Source organism: Isoptericola sp. NPDC019693 (assembly GCF_044389085.1).
In the GTDB taxonomy this organism is placed as follows: domain Bacteria; phylum Actinomycetota; class Actinomycetes; order Actinomycetales; family Cellulomonadaceae; genus Isoptericola.
The window spans coordinates 131,026-147,227 of record NZ_JBIRXP010000002.1; the positions used below are offsets into that span (position 1 = coordinate 131,026).

A 16,202-nucleotide genomic window follows, 5' to 3' on the forward strand; every position below is an offset into this window, starting at 1 on the left:
CGGAGGGCGGTCCGCTTGCTAGAGTCGTGCCGCCGGTCAAGCAGTGGCCGGCCCGCTCTGAGCAGTGTCGGAGGCGACTGTGGCCACAGACACCACCGTGACCGGTGAGCCCTCGGGCCTCCGGCACCCACGACTGGTGGGCTCCTTCCGTCTCGACCTGTCGTCGGACCGTTGGACCTGGTCGGAGGCCGTCTTCCGGCTGCACGGCTTCGAACCGCACGAGGTGGTCCCCACCACCGACCTCGTCCTCGCGCACACCCACCCGGCTGACCGCGACGACGTCCGCGCGGCCCTGGTGACCGCGCCGACGGCGGGGGCCTTCTCGAGCGTGCACCGCATCCTGACCGCCCGGCGCCGCGAGCTCACGGTCGCGCTCGTGGGCAGCGTCGAGAGCGACCCCGGCCACGACGGGGCGGCGGGCTACTTCCTCGACCTCACCTCCGCCGTCGCGGAGCGGGCCGCCGAGCGCGCGTCCGCCGACATCCAGGCTGCCGCGACCACCCGTGGCGTGATCGAGCAGGCGAAGGGCGTGCTCGCCGTCGTCTACGACGTCGAGATCGACGACGCCTTCGACCTGATGCGCACCGCCTCCAACGACCACAACGTGGCCGTGCGGGACCTGGCGCGCGCCGTCGTCGACGTCGCGCACCGCCGCGACGTCGACCGTCGCGCGGCGCTCGACCGCGTGCTGCGCCGCGGCTGACCCCGGATCAGTCCTCGGTCGGGCGCGTCTCGACGGCCCCGGCCTCGTGCGCGAAGCTCACCCGCCGCGCGACCACGTCCTCCGCGACGTCCTCGAGCGTGCTGCCGCGGCCGAACGCGTGCGCGCGCAGGACGGCGAGGGCGTCGTGCGGCTGCACCCGCAGCTGCGCCGAGACCATGCCCGTGGCCTGGTCCACCCGCGCTCGCGCGGTCCAGCCGAGCTGGTCGATCTCGCCGAGCACGGCCGTGCCGATGGCGTCCGCGAGGAACTGCGCGTCCTCGACCGCCCGGGCCAGCACCTGCCCCGCCCCGACGACGAGGCCCAGCACGCCGACGGGCTGACCGCCCACCCGCATGGGGATGCCGAACCAGGTGCCGTCGCCGGTGGCCTCGCCGGCGAGCTGCGAGAACACGGGGAACGGGTCGTCCGCCAGCGCGACCGCGCCGAGCGGGGCGGACACGATCGCGTCGTCCCGGAACGCGCGTCGCCCGGGGCCCTCACCGAGGACGTCCTGGATGCTCTCGACCCGCGCCGCCATCGCGTTCGTGCTGGTCACCGTGACCTGCTCGCCCGGCAGCGTGGCGAGGGAGAGGCTGCCGCCCTGCGCTCCGAGGATCGCGGTGCACGCCTGGCACATCCGCGCCGCGACGGTCTCCGCAGCGTCGAGCGTCGCCAAGGTCCGCGCGAGCAGGCCCAGCAGCTCGGAGGTGTTCACTGCTCGCTCCGTCCTGTCGCCTGCGGGTCAGTTTTGCACTGATACCCGATGCACGACATGGCGCCGGGAGACGGGGGCGTCCTCAGCGGTCGAGATCGTCGATGACGTCGCCCTCGCCGCCGAGGACCAGGGTCCGCACGATCGACTCGGCGACCTCCCGCTCGCTGAGCCCGCGCCGGTCCGCCGCCGCCCGCAGGGTGGTGCGCGCCTCGTCCTCGGGGCAGTCGTTCGACGCCATGATCGCGCCCACCGCCTGCTCCACCGTCGCCCGGTCGGACATGGTGCGGTACAGGCCCGCGACGGCGTCCCCGAGGTCGGCGTACTGGAGCTGCAGGCGCACGGCGTCGGCCGCGAGCCCGGCGTGACCGACGGCGGCGTCCACCAGGCCGGCGGGCCAGTCCCCGCCGGTGCGGCTGTACACGTTGATCGCCACCCGCACGCCGGGGCCCACCTCGGCCGGGACGGCGAGCGCCTGGACGAACCCCTCGGCCTCCGCCGCCGCCCGCCAGGCCTCCCAGCCCGGCACCACGTCCGGCACCGCGGTGGTCAGCACCGCGCCCCGTCGCATCGCGTCGATGCAGGGCCCGGCGTCGGCGCGCGCCTCGGCCTGGTCGCAGCGCCCCGCGCCGGGGGTGCTGCTGCCGGCGCGCAGCGAGATGCCGTGCTCGCGCAGGCTGATGCTCGCCTCGACGCCGTGGCCGAGCACGGCCGCGGCGCGGATCGCGCTCTCGTCGAGATAGCGGGACAGGGCCATGGGCGTCACGGTACTCGCGCGCCCGGGCCCCGTCCCGCGTGGACCGGCGTGGTGCTCCTCACCGGCGTCCGGTGAGCCGGTCCACCTGGAAGAGCGTCGTCGTGCCGGACACCTCGTTCGCGACGGCGAGCAGCGGCCGGTGCGTGGGGGAGTCGGACGCCGGGATGAACGTCAGGCCCTCGGGCCCCAGGTCGCCGGCCGCGGCGAGCGCGTCGGACGGGGCGGCGCCGTCGTCGATCGCGTCCTCGGCGGACACGGAGTAGTCGCGGTTCGAGACGTACGTGACGAAGGCGGCGCGCTCGGGGCGCGTGACGTCGTAGACCATGACACCGCCGGCCCGCTCCAGGCCGACGAACACGTACGTCCGCCCCGCGACCTCGCCGATCGTCAGGTTCTCCGGCTCGGGGCCCTTGTCGTCGCTGCGGCCGTCGCCCTTCGTCTCGGTGTGGTTGGTGTTGAACGCGTCGCCCAGCGCCTCGGCGGTCACGCGCTCGAACGTGTCGCCGGAGTCGAAGACGAGCTCGCCGTCGGTGGTCCACACGGAGAACGACCGCCCGCCGAAGGCGTACAGCTCCTCGTAGCAGGAGCCGTCGGCGCGCAGGCCGGACGCCGTGGAGACGTTGAGGCGGCCGAGGTCGGCGTCGCCGAGCAGCGCCGCCGCGGGGGAGTCCGCGCACACGGGCGCGAGGCCGTCGTCGCCCAGGTCCTTGACCCGCGCGCCCTCGACGTAGTCGCCCCACTCGCGGGCGTCGCCCTCGTTCGCGGTGACGAGGTAGGTCTGCCCGCGCGACGTGTACGACGCGACCCCGTCGGGCATGTACAGCCCCCGGACGGGCACCTCGCGCACCGCGGCCCCGCCGTCCTTGTCCGACGGGTCGAGGCCCTGGCCGGGCACCGAGTGGTCCTTGCTGCCGAGCGACCACAGGTCGGTCGTGCGGGCGCCGCGCAGGTCGATCTCGGCGACGGCGTTCGCCTCCTGCAGCGCCACGTACGCGGTGCGGGAGTCCTTCGAGACGGTCACGTACTCGGGCTCGAGGTTGCGCGACACGCGGTGTGCGAGCGAGCCGTCCGGGCCCGCCACGTCCGGTCCGAAGACCCGCACGCCGGCGGGCAGCGCGTCTCCCTCGAACGCGTGGAAGGTGGCGGTGCGCACGGCGTCCTGCGCGACGGCGCCCGCGTGCCTGCCGGTGAGCTTGCGGGGCAGGTCCACGACGGACACGGTGCCCTCGGGGTCGACGGAGAAGTCGTCGGCGGGCTCGCCCTCGTTCGCGACGACGGCGCGGCGGCCGTCGGGCGTGAGCGCCACCATGTCGGGCAGCGCGCCCACGCGCCAGGCGCCCAGGGCGTCGCCGTCGCCGGCCGCGTCGAACAGCACCAGCCAGCCGTCGGAGACCTTGTCGGGAGCCTCGACCGCGACGACGCCCAGCCCGTCCGGGCGGACCGCGACGGAGTTCGCGACGGCCCCCTCGGGCACGGTGGAGCCGTCCGCGGCCCGCACGCCGGTCGTCTCGAGCGCGAACAGCTCGCGGGGCGACGACGGCCGCGCGACGTCGAGCACGGTGACCTCGCCCGCCTGCGCGTTCACGGAGAAGAGTCGCTCGGAGCGCGCGTGGTACGCGACGATCTCCGCCGCCGACTCGTCGAACACGCCCGTCGCGTACGCGCCCAGGGGTGTGAGCCCGACCCGGGCGTCGTCGGCGGACAGCTCCACGGGGTCGGCGACGACGCCGTCGCCCGGCGTCGTGCCGCCGTTCCCTGGGTGGCCGAGCGCCGACGCGGTGAGCGCGACCGGCGCGGTCAGCGCGGCCGCGACGGCGGTAGCGACGACGGCGCGTCGGGCGGTGCGGGGGAGAGGTGTGCGCAAGGGGTCCTCCGGGGGCCGGGGCGCGCGGAGGCGCGCCGTCGACGTGACCGTAGGGAGGACGGATGACCGCCCGGGGTGGCCGTGGTGAACGCGCGCCGACCCGCCGGTGAACGCCTGCTCGGCCGCCGCTCAGGCGGGCGTGCCGGCGTCCGCGACGCCGTCGGCGCGCACCCCGTTGCGGCCGAGCTGCACGATCCGCCACACGGCGCCCGCGAGCAGCACGACGAGCGCGAGGTTCCGCAGCGCCTCGACGACGACCATCGCGGGCTGCCCGCCGAGGAACTCGCCGTACGCCACCGGGTAGACGATCTGCGTGCCGAGCGCCGCCAGCAGCACCCCGACGGCGGGCGGGCCCCACAGCCGGCGGGTCCCCGGCCCGGCGAGCGCGACGGCGGCCGCCAGCGGAGGCCCGATCCACGCCACGAACTGCGGCGACCCCACCTTGTTGAACACGATGAGCGCGAGCAGCAGGGCGGCGGTGCTGAGCAGCAGGACGTCGCCGGCGTGGTCGGGTCGGCGCCGCGCCGTCCACCACGTGAGGGCCGCGATGAGCAGCACCGCGACGGGCAGCAGCCAGTCGAGGAGGGACGCGACCTGGCGGGCGGCGTCCCCCTGCACCTCGTAGGTGAAGATCACGTCGTTGTAGTCGATCCGCACGGACGGGTCCCACAGTCGCGCGACGCTGAACCAGGTGGCGAACACCGACTCGGCCTGGAGCGTGCGTGCCTCCTGCTGCCCGAACACGCTGAACGCGCGCTGCCCGGCGCCCCCCGCGAGGGCGAGCCCGACGACGACGAGGCTCACCACCGCGCCCGGCACCACCACCTGGCGCAGCAGGTCCCGCCCGCGGGCGCGCGTCGCGGCCAGCGCCACGACCACCGCGCCCGGCGCGATCTTGATCCACGCGCCCGCGGTGGCGACGGCCGTCGCGAGCGTGGGGCGGCGCGTCGCGACCACCAGGGAGACCAGGATGAGCGGCGCGACGACGCCGTCCAGCCGCCCGAGGAAGATCGGGCCGAGGGCCAGCAGGAACGCGAGCCACCACCAGGCGCCCAGCACCCCGCGCGGCGCCGAGCGCACGAGCACCACCGTGGCGACGGCGTTGAGCGCCACGACCATCGCCGTCCAGACGATCTCGTACCCCAGCAGGCTGCCGGTGACGAGCGCGGGCAGCGTGACGGGCACGAGCGCGCCGGCGGGGTACACCCAGTCGTAGTCGAGGACGGGCCACTGCCCGGTGCCGAGGCCGTGGCGGGCCCACCACTCGTACAGCGTGACGTCGCCGTAGATCGTGTAGCCCCAGGTGATGGCCTGCCCGATCACCCAGGCGTGCACGGCGAGGAAGCCGAGCGCCAGCAGCCACCGGGAGCGCAGCACGGCGCCGAGCGGACCGGGGGCGTTCCGCGCGGCGGCGGTCTGGGGGGATGGCACGCCCGACATGGTGACAGACCGGGCTCGGCGGCGCTCCGGAGCACCCTGCGGGGATGCGCGATGCGGGTATGGACGTCTAAGGTTTCGGATACCCGAAAAATTTGCCCGACCGACACTGGCCCACCCGGAGGACCCGCATGAGCCGACCGACCCTCGACCGACCCGCCCGGGGGGTGCGCCCCGCGCGCCTGGTGACCCTGCTCGGGCCGGCGTTCGTCGCGGCCATCGCCTACGTCGACCCGGGGAACGTCGCGGCCAACCTCACCGCGGGGGCCAAGTTCGGGTACCTGCTGGTGTGGGTGCTGGTCGTCGCGAACGTCATGGCCGTGCTGGTGCAGTACCTGTCCGCCAAGCTCGGCGTCGTCACCGGGCGTTCCCTGCCCGAGGTGCTCGGGGAGCGGCTCTCCCGGCGCGGACGGATCGCCTACTGGGCGCAGGCGGAGGTGGTCGCGATGGCCACCGACGTCGCCGAGGTGATCGGCGGCGCCATCGCCCTGCACCTGCTGTTCGGGGTGCCGCTCGTGCTGGGCGGCGTGATCACCGGCGTCGTGTCGATGCTCGTGCTCGGCGTGCAGCAGCGCCGCGGCCAGCGCGTCTTCGAGACGGTCGTGACGTCGATGCTCGCGGTGCTCACCGTGGGGTTCTGCGCGGGCCTGTTCTTCTCCCCGCCCGACCTCGGCGCGGTGCTCGGCGGCCTCGTGCCGCGGCTCGACGGCGCGGAGTCGGTGCTGCTGGCCGCGTCGATGCTCGGAGCCACGGTCATGCCGCACGCGATCTACCTGCACTCGTCGCTCGCCCGCGACCGGGTGCGCCACGACGCGCGCGTGCAGCGGCGGCACGCCCTGGCGGCCGGGGCCGAGGGGCGCGCCGACGCGGAGGCCGACGACCTGACGGACGACGTCGCCGTGCCGGGGCCGCCGTCGCCGCCCGTGGTGCGCCGCCTGCTCACCGCCACGCGCTGGGACGTCGTCGCCGCGCTGGTGCTCGCGGGCAGCGTGAACATCGCGATGCTGCTGCTCGCGGCGGCCAACCTGCCCGGCCGCACCGGCACCGACTCGATCGAGGGCGCGCACGCCGCCATCGAGTCGTCGCTCGGCCCCGCCGTCGCGGTGCTGTTCGGTGTGGGGCTGCTCGCGTCGGGCCTGGCGTCGACGTCGGTGGGGGCCTACGCCGGCGCCGAGATCATGTCCGGGCTGCTGCGCGTGCGCGTCTCGCTGATCGCCCGCCGGCTGGTCACCCTGGTGCCCGCGATCGTGCTGCTCGCGACGGGGGTGTCGCCGACGTGGCTGCTGGTGGTGAGCCAGGTGGTGCTGAGCTTCGGCATCCCGTTCGCGATGATCCCGCTGGTGCGGATCACGCGCGACGCCGGCCTGCTGGGCGGCTTCCGCAACGGTCTCGCCACCCAGGTCGCGGCCTGGGCCGTGGCCGCCGTCATCGTCGTGCTGAACGTCGCCCTGCTCTGGCTGACCTTCACCGGGTGAGTAGTCCAGGTCTCCGCGAGGTAGTTCCGAACCCCGCGAGGTAGTTCCGAGCTCGGTGAGGTAGTGCGGATCTTGCCGAGGTAGTTCCGAACCCGGCGAGGTAGTGCGGATCCTGCCGAGGTAGTTCCGAACCCGGCGAGGTAGTTCGGGTCCCGCCGAGGTAGTTCCGGGCTCGGCGAGGTAGTTCGGGTCAGCGGCCGAGGGCGGCCTCGAGGCGGTCGACGAGCGCGGCCTGGGCGCTGACGACGAGGCGCCGCGCGTCGTCGGGCGCGAACCAGGCGACGCGGTCGATCTCGGGCACCTCGATCCGGCGTCCGGATCGCGGCGGCCACTCGATCTCGACGGTGTTGCTGCGGACCTGGTCCAGGTCCGGTCCGGGCGGCGGCCACTCGCGTGCCCAGGCCAGGACCCGCTTGCCCGACTTCTGCCGCACCTCGCCCAGGTCGACGTCGGGGGACGACGGCGCGGGGAGCGGCAGGCCGAGCTCCTCCGCCGCCTCGCGCAGCGCCGCGGCGTGCGGGTCCTCGTCCGGCTCGAGCTCGCCCTTGAGGACGGTCCACGCGCCTTCATCCTTGCGCGCCCAGAACGGTCCGCCCATGTGGCCGAGCAGCACCTCGATGATGCCGGCGTCCGTGGTCCGGTAGAGCAGCAGGCCCGCGCTGGTGGTCGCCATGCGCACAGTCTGGCTCGCCCGGCACTACCTCGCGGAGCCGTGAACTACCCCGCGGGGTTTCGAACTACCTCGTCGAGAGAGTGTGAGACCGAGTATCGCTTGACGTGAGACCGGGTCGCGAGCGACGATGAGGGGAGACCGGCGCCGACCACCACCAGCCTCGGACGGCGCCGGTCCTCACTTCTCACCGGGCCCGGAACGCCGGACCCCCGCGCAGAGAGAGGTCGTCGATGACCCGCAGCTCCTCCCGTGATGTCCCCGTCATGCCAGGCGTGACCGCCCCCGACTACGACGTCTCGCAGCCGCTCGACCTCGACTACGTGGGCGCCTTCGCCGACGTGAAGCCCGAGGAGCGCGCCCACCAGCTCGCCGTCCGCGAGTTCGTGCAGGAGGACGTGCTGCCCGTCATCGACGGTTACTGGGAGCGCGCCGAGGTGCCGTTCGACCTCGTCAAGAAGCTCGCCGAGCGCGACTTCCTGCGCGACGGCGTCGACGTCCCCGGCCGCCCGTCCGTCTCGTTCATGGCCGAGGGCCTGGCCAGCATGGAGATGTCGCGCGGCGACGGCTCCGTCGCCACCATCTGCGGCGTCCAGGGCGGGCTCGCGCTGCGCTCGATCGTCATGCACGGCTCGCCCGAGCAGGTCGAGCAGTACGCCGAGCCGATGGCGCGCGGGGAGATCCTCGGCGCGTTCGCGCTCACCGAGCCCACCCACGGCTCGGACTCCGTCTCGCTCGAGACGACGGCCCGCAAGGAGACCCGCGACGGCGTCGAGGGCTACGTCATCGACGGCGAGAAGAAGTGGATCGGTTTCGGCTCCTGCGGTGACATCACCGTGGTGTGGGCCCGTCTCGTCGGCGACGACGGCGACAACCAGGTGCACGGCTTCATCGTCCCGCAGGACGCCCCCGGCTACACCGCGACCACCATCGAGGGCAAGGTCTCGCTGCGCGCCATCTGGCAGGCGCACATCGTGCTCGACGACGTGTTCGTCCCCGCGAGCGCGGCCCTGCCCGGCGCGACGTCGTTCAAGGCGACCGCCGCCGTGCTGTTCGCGACCCGTCTCGCAGTGGCCTGGTCCGCCGTCGGGCACGCCGTCGCCTGCTACGAGGCGGCCGCCGCCTACGCGACCCAGCGCATCCAGTTCGGCCGGCCGCTGGCCAAGAACCAGATGGTGCAGGAGCGGCTCACCCGCATGCTCTCGCTGGTCACGCAGATGCAGCTGCTCGTCGCGCAGATCACGCGCCTCGCCGACGCCGGCACCCTCACCGGCGAGCAGGCGTCGCTGGCGAAGTACACGACGACGCGCCAGGCCCGCGAGGTCGCGTCGATCGCCCGCGACATGCTCGGCGGCAACGGCATCCTCCTCGCCAACCGCGTCGCACGGCACTTCGCGGACGTCGAGGCGCTGCACACCTACGAGGGCACCGAGTCGATGCAGGCCCTCATCGTCGGTCGCGACATCACGGGGGTCTCGGCCTTCGCCTGACGCTCGGGTCGTCCCGCTCGCGAGCCCCCGTCCCTGACCAGCAGGGACGGGGGCTTGACGCGTTCATCGCGCGCTGCCAGAGTCTGGCGTCGGAAATCGTTTTCGATACCACGACGAGGTGGAGGGTGCGATGCGGCGCAGGCAGGTTCGCCTGACGGTGGGGGTGCTGGCACTGTCGACGGTGGTGGCGGCCTGCAGCTCGACGGCGGTGCCGGCCGACCAACCGGCGCGCTCCTCGGGCCCGCCGGTCGAGGGCCTCACCGCGTGGTCGCTGTCCGGCGGCAGCGACATCGTGCTGGAGCGGTCCTTCGAGAGCTGGAACCGTGACCACCCCGACCGCCCGTTCGACGTGGGCTGGCTGGAGAACGACGTCTACAAGGACGAGATCCGGGCCGCGATCGACGCGGGCGAGGCGCCGACGCTCATCTACGGCTGGGCCGGCAGCGACCTCGCCGGCTACGTGGCCGACGGGGACGTGCTCGACCTCACGGGCCGGGTCCAGCCCGTCCTGGACAAGGCGCTCCCCGCCGTCGCGAAGAACGGCACCGTGGACGGCAGCACATACGCCGTCCCCGCCAACCAGACCCAGCCGGTGCTCCTCTATCACCACGTGGACGTGCTGCGAGAGGCCGGCGTCGAGCCGCCGGAGACGTTCGACGACCTCCTCGACGCCGTGCGCGTGCTGCGCGAGGCGGGGGTGCGGCCGATCGCCCTCGCGGGCGGCAGCCGCTGGCCCGAGCTCATGTACCTGCAGTACCTCACCGACCGGATCGGGGGACCCGAGGTCTTCCAGCGCGTCGTCGCGGGCGAGCCGGACGCCTGGTCGGACCCGGCCGTCGTCGAGGCGCTCCACAAGATCCGTGCGCTCGTCGACGCCGGGGCGTTCGGCGACGACTTCACCGAGGTCACCGCGGACTCCAGCGGGGACGTGGGGATGCTGGCGTCCGGGAGCGCGGCCTTCCTGCTGCAGGGCGCGTGGATCTACCCCGACATCGTCACCACCATGCCCGAGCTCGTCGCGGACGGAGGCATCGGCTTCGGCTCCTTCCCGACCGTGGACGGCGGCGTGGGAGACCCGGAGAACGTCGTCGGCAACCCCGCGAACTTCTGGTCCGTGTCCGCCGCGGCATCTCCCGCCGACCAGCAGGCGGCCATCGACTTCCTCAACTCCGAGGTCTACTCCGAGCGGTCCGTCGACACCTTCCTCACGGTCCGCACGGTGCCACCCGTGCGCGGCATCGACGGGCGTCTGGCGAGCGGAGACAGCGCGGAGTACCTGCGCGCGGTGTACGAGATGGTCGACTCCGCCCCGCACTTCCAGCTCTCCTGGGACCAGGCCATCCCGCCGGACCAGGCGGCCGCGCTGCTCGACCACCTCCATCAGGTGTTCACCGGCGAGCTCGAGCCCGAGGGCTTCGTCGCCGCCATGAACGACACCCTCTGAGGCGCGCTCGTCGCTCGAGACGGCCCGCGTGCCGCGGGGGACCCGGAGCTCGCGGGCGGCGGCACGGCCGGCTGCGGAGAGCTGCCACGCGCTCGTGGGAGCGTCGTCCCGGACCGCGGGTGCCGCATGTCGTACCAGGGTGATCCGCACGCCGTGTCAGCCGGACGTGGCTGTCGCGGAGGTCGTCACGGCGACCATGACGGCCGTCATGACCGCAGCCTGCATCTCGTCCACGGCCTTCTTGACGGCGGCGCTCGCCCAGCTCCCCGCGGCGAGGTCCTTCGCGCGGGCCTCCGCCTGCCGCCGGTGCTCGGGGGCGACGATGCCGCGCACGAGCGGCGTCCCGCTCGCGATGGCGAGGAGGGCCGCGGTACGGGCGTCGGGGTCGCGGACGCCCAGCAGCACCTCGTGGCACGTCGCGCGCAGCCACGTCTCGTGGGTGGCGTCGGCGGCGGGCCACGACGTCGTCGGGAAGATCCAGAGCACCGTCCCGTCCTCGCGCCGCAGGATCCCGCGCGCCGCGAGCCCGGCCAGCAGGTGGTCCCGCAGGCCCTTGGCCAGCGGCGCCACCAGGCTCTTCGGCGCGCGAGCCCGGGCGCGCACGGACGCCAGCGCGTGGTCGAGCGCGGGGTGCCCCGTCGGGGACGGGTCCCGCACGACGACCCTGCCGGCCCCCACCGGCCGGCCGTCCAGGTCCGTGGCCGCCGACGACGTGACGTCCACCCGGCCGGTCAGGGCGAGCTCGACGAGCAGCGCCCCCGCCAGCCGGTAGTCGAGCTGGGTCCGCTCGAGGGACGGGCGCCCGGTCCTGTCGTCGTACGCGAGCAGCAGCAGGTCCTCGGCGATGATCACTCGTCGATCCTGGCGGACCCACGGCCTAGGGTCCAGGGATGGCCGACGACCTCGCCCGTGTGGGCGCGCGCTGGGACGACGATCCGAGCGCGGGGGAATGGATCCTGCCGTTGCTGGGGGAGTTCGGCCCGACGCTCGGCCATGCCGTCCCGCAGGCGTACGCCGCCTACGCCGTCGTGCCCCTGCCCCGGGACGCTGAGGGCGACCTGGACCTGGACGCGGTCCCGGCGCGCCTCGACGCGTTGCTCGAGGTGCTCGACCCGTGGACGGGGGAGTCGCCGCTGCGCGGCACGCTGTGGGAGGGCTGGCCGAACCTTTACGCGCCGGGCGGCGGTGTGGCGTCGTCAGGGGTCGCCGTCATGCTCGCCTGGGACCCGGACGAGCCGGAGCCCTCCGCGCAGGAGCTCGCCGAGGCGCGGCGGGAGGCGGAGCAGGAGCTGCTCGACCGGCTCGTCGCCAGGCCGCTCGCCGACAGGCTTCGCCTGCCCCACAGGGAGTACCACGTCTGGACGGGGACCTCCCGGACGGTCACCGGGCTCCTCGACGCGGTCGAGCTGCCCTCCCACGTCTGGCCGGAGCACCGGCGGTGGTTCCTCGGGCTCCCGATCTACACCGCGGAGGTGGCGCTCGGCGGCCCCGCGGACCTGGTCGGCGCCGTCCTGGCCGACGCACGGCTGGAGGCGCGGGCGGCCACGCCGTCGACCGTCCTCGACATCGACGACTGACGCCGGCAGGCCACGTTCAGCGCGGCAGTTCGGATTCGGCGCGGCAGTTCAAACTGCCGCGCCGAGCCCAAACTGCCGCGCCGAGCGCCGTCAGGGCGTGACGGCGGGTGTCGTCGTCCCCGCCTCGGCCTGCTCGCGCCGGTGCACGCGCCACCACACGAAGAAGCCGGTCAGCGTGAACACGCCGTAGAACACGTACATGAGCGCCGTGGCGTAGTACCCGGCGGACCAGAGCAGGGGCACGCCCACGACGTCGACGGCCACCCAGACCAGCCAGAACTCGACCCAGCCCTTGGCCATGCCGTACGTGGCGACGAGGGAGCCCATGAAGATCCAGGCGTCCGACCACACGGGCTCGTACGAACCGAGGGCGCGGAACAGCGGCGTGAGGACCAGGGTGCCGGCGACCATGACGACGACGATCCCCACCCGTGCCCGCCAGGAGGCCCAGTGCGGGTGCACCGCGGCGCCGCCGTCGGCGGGGATCTTGCCGTCGGCGCGCACCTCGAGGTCGGCGCGCTGCGTGCGGCGCCACTGCACCCAGCCGTAGATCGAGACGATGAGGAACATCACCTGACGGCCGGCCTGGCCGAGCATGTCGGCGCGGCTGGAGTCGCCGAACCACGAGCCCATGAAGACGGTGAACAGGACGAGGTTGCCGACGATGCCGACGGGCCACGCCCACACCTTGCGGCGCATGCCTCCGAGTGCGGAGGCGAGGCCGAACAGGTTGCCCACGATCTCGCGCCACGACATGTGCTGGTCGCCGATGGTCAGCGTGGCGTTGAAGAACGCGTCGATCGCGTCCATCGTTCACTCTCCCGGTCCGAGGTGCGGCGTCCGGGGGTGAAGGGTCGGCGCTCGCCGAGCACGGCCCGGAGGGCCGTCGCCGACGACACGACGCCCGGCGGCACCCACCCTGACGGGCGTGTGCCGCACGTGCTTCCTCCCATCCGGACTTTGACCGTCGGCCCTGGAGTTCCACCAGGTCAACCGGTCTCGCTCGGCTTCTGACGAGGAGACCGGGTCGCGGGCTGTCACCGCCGGCTCGGAATTTCACCGACCCCGGAGCACGTACGTGCGTGTCTTGCCACCGCCGGAGGTCCCGGCGGCGTCCTGCACAACTCAGGATGCCACAGCGGCATTCCCGTGCACCGGGTCGTCCCGTCCGCGTCGGCCGTCAGGCCAGCGCGTCGCGGACGGCGCGCGCGACGTCGTCCGGCCCGGCCCCGGGCTCCAGCACGGTGACGACGACGCGCCTGCCGTCGCCTCCCGTCGCCAGGGTGCGCGGCTCGCCGGCCACGTCGGCGGTGCCCGGGTCGCCCGCGGCGGCGGACGACGGCGCTGCGGGCTCGTCGTCGTGCGTGAACGGGGCGACGGCGGCGTGCCGGAGGTCGGCGAACGCCTCCTCGAGCTCCGGCCGCAGGTCGAGGTGGGGGTTGCGCAGCCAGCGACGCAGGATCGCGTTGTGCACGGCGACGACGGACGCCGCGAACGCGATCGACATCGTCGTGGTGGAGCGGTCGGGCGACAGGGTGTCGCGCAGGTACGCCGTGAACGCGCGCTCGTACCGGTGGGTGGTGACCAGCTCGCGGTCGCGCAGCGCGGGCACCTGCTGCAGCAGCTGGTGGCGTGCGATCGACGTCTCGCGCTGTCCCACGTGGTGGTCGAAGACCAGACGCGCCGCGCGGCAGACCTCGAGGTACGGGTCGGTGGTCGGGTCCCAGGCCCGCTCGGGCGCGCGGCCGGACTCCTCGCTCGCGCGCGCCTCGGGGCGGGTCTCCGCGAGCATCACCACCACCTCCTCGAGGAGCAGCTCGTGGTCCGCGAAGACCACGTCCTCCTTGGAGCGGAAGCGGCGGAAGAAGGTCGCACGGCTGACGCGCGCGGCGTCGGCGATCTCCTCGACGGTGGTCTGCTCGTAGCCCTGCCGGGAGAAGAGGTCGATCGCGGCGTCGACGGCCTGGGCGTGGGTGTGCGTCCGGACGGCGGTCATGCCACGGAGGCTACTCCGAGCGGCGGCCACGACGTCGGCCGGTGTCGCCCCCCGGTGTCGCACGACGCGGCTCGTCGAAGCCCGCGTCGGCGGGACGGCGCGCCCGCTGCAGGTACCGGATCTCGCGCACCGCGACCCCGGCGGCCAGGAAGAACGGGATCCACGCCCAGACCCTGCCGCGCAGCACGACCCACAGCATCGCGAGCGCGACGACGCACGCCCCCACGACCGTCCACACGCTCGCCCACCGCACCTTGCGCACGGGCCGAGGCTACCCGTGCGGCCCCGCGCGGTCGCCGCCACGCACCGTCCGGGCGTGGGTAAGGTGGCGGGCGTGACTTCCGGGACCACCACCGCGCCTGAGACCGCGACCACCACGACCGCGAGCGTCCCCGTCGTGGACGTCTACGTCGACCCGCTGTGCCCGTTCGCCTGGATCACGTCGCGCTGGGCGCTCGAGGTCGCGCAGCACCGGGACGTGCAGCTCACGTTCCGGCTGATGAGCCTCTACCTGCTCAACAAGGACCGCGACATCCCGGCCGACTACCGGGCGAAGATCGAGGCCTCGCGCGGCATCGGCCGCGTCGCCGCCGCGGTGCAGACCGAGCACGGCCCGGAGGCGTTCAGCGCCTTCTACACGGCCGCCGGCACCCGCATCCACCCGGGCGGCCGCGGCGACGACCTCGACGCGGTCGCCGTGGAGGCGCTGGCGGAGGCGGGCCTGCCCGCGTCCCTGGCCGACGCCGCGACGTCCGACGCCTACGACGCCGCCCTCGCCGCCTCGCACGAGGCCGGGATGAAGCCGGTGGGCGAGGACGTCGGCACGCCGACGATCCACGTCGACGGCGTGGCGTTCTTCGGTCCGGTCCTCACGCGCATCCCGCGCGGCGAGGACGCCGTGCGGATCTTCGACGGCGCCGTCGCGCTCGCGTCGTTCCCGGACTTCTTCGAGCTCAAGCGGTCGCGCACCAGCGACCCGTCCTTCGACTGACCCTCCTGCCGCCGACCGTCCGGGACCCCCGGCTCGTCCGCGGTCCGCTGCCCCGCCCCACCCGAGAGGTGCACCCATGACCCTCGACCTGCGTGTCTTCACCGAGCCCCAGCAGGGTGCGTCCTACGACGACCTGCTCGCCGTCGCGAAGGCGACCGAGGACCTCGGCTTCAGCGCGTTCTTCCGCTCCGACCACTACCTGACGATGGGCGGCGACGGGCTCCCCGGGCCCACCGACGCCTGGACGACGCTGGCCGGCCTGGCCCGCGACACGTCCACCGTGCGGCTGGGCACCCTCGTCACGTCGGCCACGTTCCGACACCCGGGCGTGCTCGCCATCCAGGTGGCGCAGGTGGACCAGATGTCCGGCGGCCGCGTGGAGATCGGGCTGGGCGCCGGCTGGTTCGCCCGCGAGCACGAGGCCTACGGCATCCCGTTCCCGGCCAAGCGGTTCGGGCTCCTGGAGGAGCAGCTGGAGATCCTCACGGGCCTGTGGGGCACCCCGGTGGGCGGGTCGTACTCCTTCGAGGGAGAGCACTACACGCTCGTCGACTCCCCGGCGCTGCCCAAGCCGGCGCAGGACCGCATCCCCGTCATCGTGGGCGGCGGCGGCCCGAAGCGCACGCCGGCGCTGGCCGCCCGGTTCGGCGACGAGTACAACCAGGCGTTCCCCGAGCTGGACACGGTCGCGCCGCGCATCGGCGTCATCAACGAGGCCCTCGCCGAGGCGGGCCGCACGCCCGACTCGATCGTGCAGTCCGTCGCGCTGGTGCTCGCCGTCGGCAAGGACGAGGCGCAGTTCGCCGAGCGTGCCGCCGCGATCGGCCGCGAGCCCGCCGAGCTGCGCGAGCACGGCGTCGCCGGCACGGTCTCCGAGGCCGTCGACCTGCTCGGCTCCCTGCGCGACCAGGGCGTCCAGCGCGTCTACCTCCAGGTGCTCGACCTGCACGACCTCGACCACCTGGACCTGGTGGCGCGCGAGGTGGCCACGCAGCTCTGACCCCTCCGTCGGCACCCCGCAGGGCTGTGACCTGCGGCGACAGTTGGTCCGGCACACGGTCTCGACCCGTGGTCTCACCCGCCCGC

Annotated in this window: 16 protein-coding genes and 1 riboswitch; of the genes, 7 read left to right on the forward strand and 9 right to left on the reverse strand. The window is 74.0% G+C overall.

What is annotated here, in order from left to right:
• Positions 1-136 precede the first annotated feature (136 nt).
• Complete coding sequence (locus tag ACH436_RS06035; protein ID WP_430559291.1) at positions 137-703, forward strand: PAS and ANTAR domain-containing protein; 567 nt, start codon at positions 137-139, stop codon at positions 701-703.
• Positions 704-710: 7 nt separating this feature from the next.
• Here the strand turns inward: ACH436_RS06035 and ACH436_RS06040 are convergent, their stop codons facing one another.
• From ACH436_RS06040 to ACH436_RS06055, 4 genes are all read right to left on the reverse strand, one after another.
• Positions 711-1,418, reverse strand: a complete 708-nt coding sequence (locus ACH436_RS06040; protein ID WP_430559292.1) for an ANTAR domain-containing protein — start codon at positions 1,416-1,418, stop codon at positions 711-713.
• Positions 1,419-1,500: 82 nt separating this feature from the next.
• Positions 1,501-2,172, reverse strand: a complete 672-nt coding sequence (locus ACH436_RS06045; protein ID WP_430559293.1) for an ANTAR domain-containing protein — start codon at positions 2,170-2,172, stop codon at positions 1,501-1,503.
• A 58-nt stretch (positions 2,173-2,230) separates the two neighbouring features.
• Positions 2,231-4,036 carry a choice-of-anchor I family protein gene (locus ACH436_RS06050; RefSeq protein WP_430559294.1) on the reverse strand — a complete coding sequence of 602 codons (1,806 nt, stop codon included), beginning with the start codon at positions 4,034-4,036 and terminating at the stop codon, positions 2,231-2,233.
• A 129-nt stretch (positions 4,037-4,165) separates the two neighbouring features.
• Positions 4,166-5,476 (reverse strand): glycosyltransferase 87 family protein, encoded by a 1,311-nt coding sequence (locus tag ACH436_RS06055; protein ID WP_430559295.1) that lies wholly within the window; start codon positions 5,474-5,476, stop codon positions 4,166-4,168.
• A 128-nt stretch (positions 5,477-5,604) separates the two neighbouring features.
• Between ACH436_RS06055 and ACH436_RS06060 the strand changes: the two genes are divergently transcribed.
• Positions 5,605-6,948 carry an Nramp family divalent metal transporter gene (locus tag ACH436_RS06060; RefSeq protein WP_430559296.1) on the forward strand — a complete coding sequence of 448 codons (1,344 nt, stop codon included), beginning with the start codon at positions 5,605-5,607 and terminating at the stop codon, positions 6,946-6,948.
• Positions 6,949-7,138: 190 nt separating this feature from the next.
• On the opposite strand, the gene ACH436_RS06065 is transcribed toward ACH436_RS06060, so the two are convergent.
• Entirely contained in the window at positions 7,139-7,621 is a 483-nt protein-coding gene (locus ACH436_RS06065) for an NUDIX domain-containing protein (protein WP_430559297.1), read from the reverse strand.
• Between the two features lie 230 nt (positions 7,622-7,851).
• Here ACH436_RS06065 and ACH436_RS06070 point away from each other — a divergent pair, with 230 nt between their 5' ends.
• Together ACH436_RS06070 and ACH436_RS06075 are read left to right on the forward strand one after the other, a co-directional pair.
• Positions 7,852-9,108 (forward strand): acyl-CoA dehydrogenase family protein, encoded by a 1,257-nt coding sequence (locus ACH436_RS06070; protein ID WP_430559298.1) that lies wholly within the window; start codon positions 7,852-7,854, stop codon positions 9,106-9,108.
• A 130-nt stretch (positions 9,109-9,238) separates the two neighbouring features.
• The gene (locus ACH436_RS06075; RefSeq protein WP_430559299.1) at positions 9,239-10,552 is read left to right on the forward strand and encodes an extracellular solute-binding protein; all 1,314 of its coding nucleotides are present in this window, start codon (positions 9,239-9,241) and stop codon (positions 10,550-10,552) included.
• A gap of 156 nt (positions 10,553-10,708) precedes the next feature.
• Here the strand turns inward: ACH436_RS06075 and ACH436_RS06080 are convergent, their stop codons facing one another.
• The gene (locus ACH436_RS06080) at positions 10,709-11,404 is read right to left on the reverse strand and encodes a GPP34 family phosphoprotein (RefSeq protein WP_430559300.1); all 696 of its coding nucleotides are present in this window, start codon (positions 11,402-11,404) and stop codon (positions 10,709-10,711) included.
• 38 nt (positions 11,405-11,442) lie between these two features.
• Between ACH436_RS06080 and ACH436_RS06085 the strand changes: the two genes are divergently transcribed.
• Positions 11,443-12,129, forward strand: coding sequence for a hypothetical protein (locus tag ACH436_RS06085; RefSeq protein ID WP_430559301.1), 687 nt, complete (start codon positions 11,443-11,445; stop codon positions 12,127-12,129).
• A gap of 90 nt (positions 12,130-12,219) precedes the next feature.
• Here the strand turns inward: ACH436_RS06085 and pnuC are convergent, their stop codons facing one another.
• The 3 genes from pnuC to ACH436_RS06100 form a co-directional block, all read right to left on the reverse strand.
• Positions 12,220-12,939 carry a nicotinamide riboside transporter PnuC gene (gene pnuC, locus ACH436_RS06090; RefSeq protein WP_430559302.1) on the reverse strand — a complete coding sequence of 240 codons (720 nt, stop codon included), beginning with the start codon at positions 12,937-12,939 and terminating at the stop codon, positions 12,220-12,222.
• 125 nt (positions 12,940-13,064) lie between these two features.
• Positions 13,065-13,207, reverse strand: a riboswitch (FMN riboswitch).
• Positions 13,208-13,309: 102 nt separating this feature from the next.
• The gene (locus ACH436_RS06095) at positions 13,310-14,125 is read right to left on the reverse strand and encodes a TetR family transcriptional regulator (protein WP_430559303.1); all 816 of its coding nucleotides are present in this window, start codon (positions 14,123-14,125) and stop codon (positions 13,310-13,312) included.
• A gap of 10 nt (positions 14,126-14,135) precedes the next feature.
• Positions 14,136-14,387, reverse strand: coding sequence for a hypothetical protein (locus tag ACH436_RS06100; protein WP_430559304.1), 252 nt, complete (start codon positions 14,385-14,387; stop codon positions 14,136-14,138).
• 72 nt (positions 14,388-14,459) lie between these two features.
• Between ACH436_RS06100 and ACH436_RS06105 the strand changes: the two genes are divergently transcribed.
• Positions 14,460-15,116 (forward strand): DsbA family protein, encoded by a 657-nt coding sequence (locus tag ACH436_RS06105; RefSeq protein WP_430559305.1) that lies wholly within the window; start codon positions 14,460-14,462, stop codon positions 15,114-15,116.
• Positions 15,117-15,192: 76 nt separating this feature from the next.
• Entirely contained in the window at positions 15,193-16,116 is a 924-nt protein-coding gene (locus ACH436_RS06110; RefSeq protein ID WP_430559306.1) for an LLM class F420-dependent oxidoreductase, read from the forward strand.
• Positions 16,117-16,202: the final 86 nt, after the last annotated feature.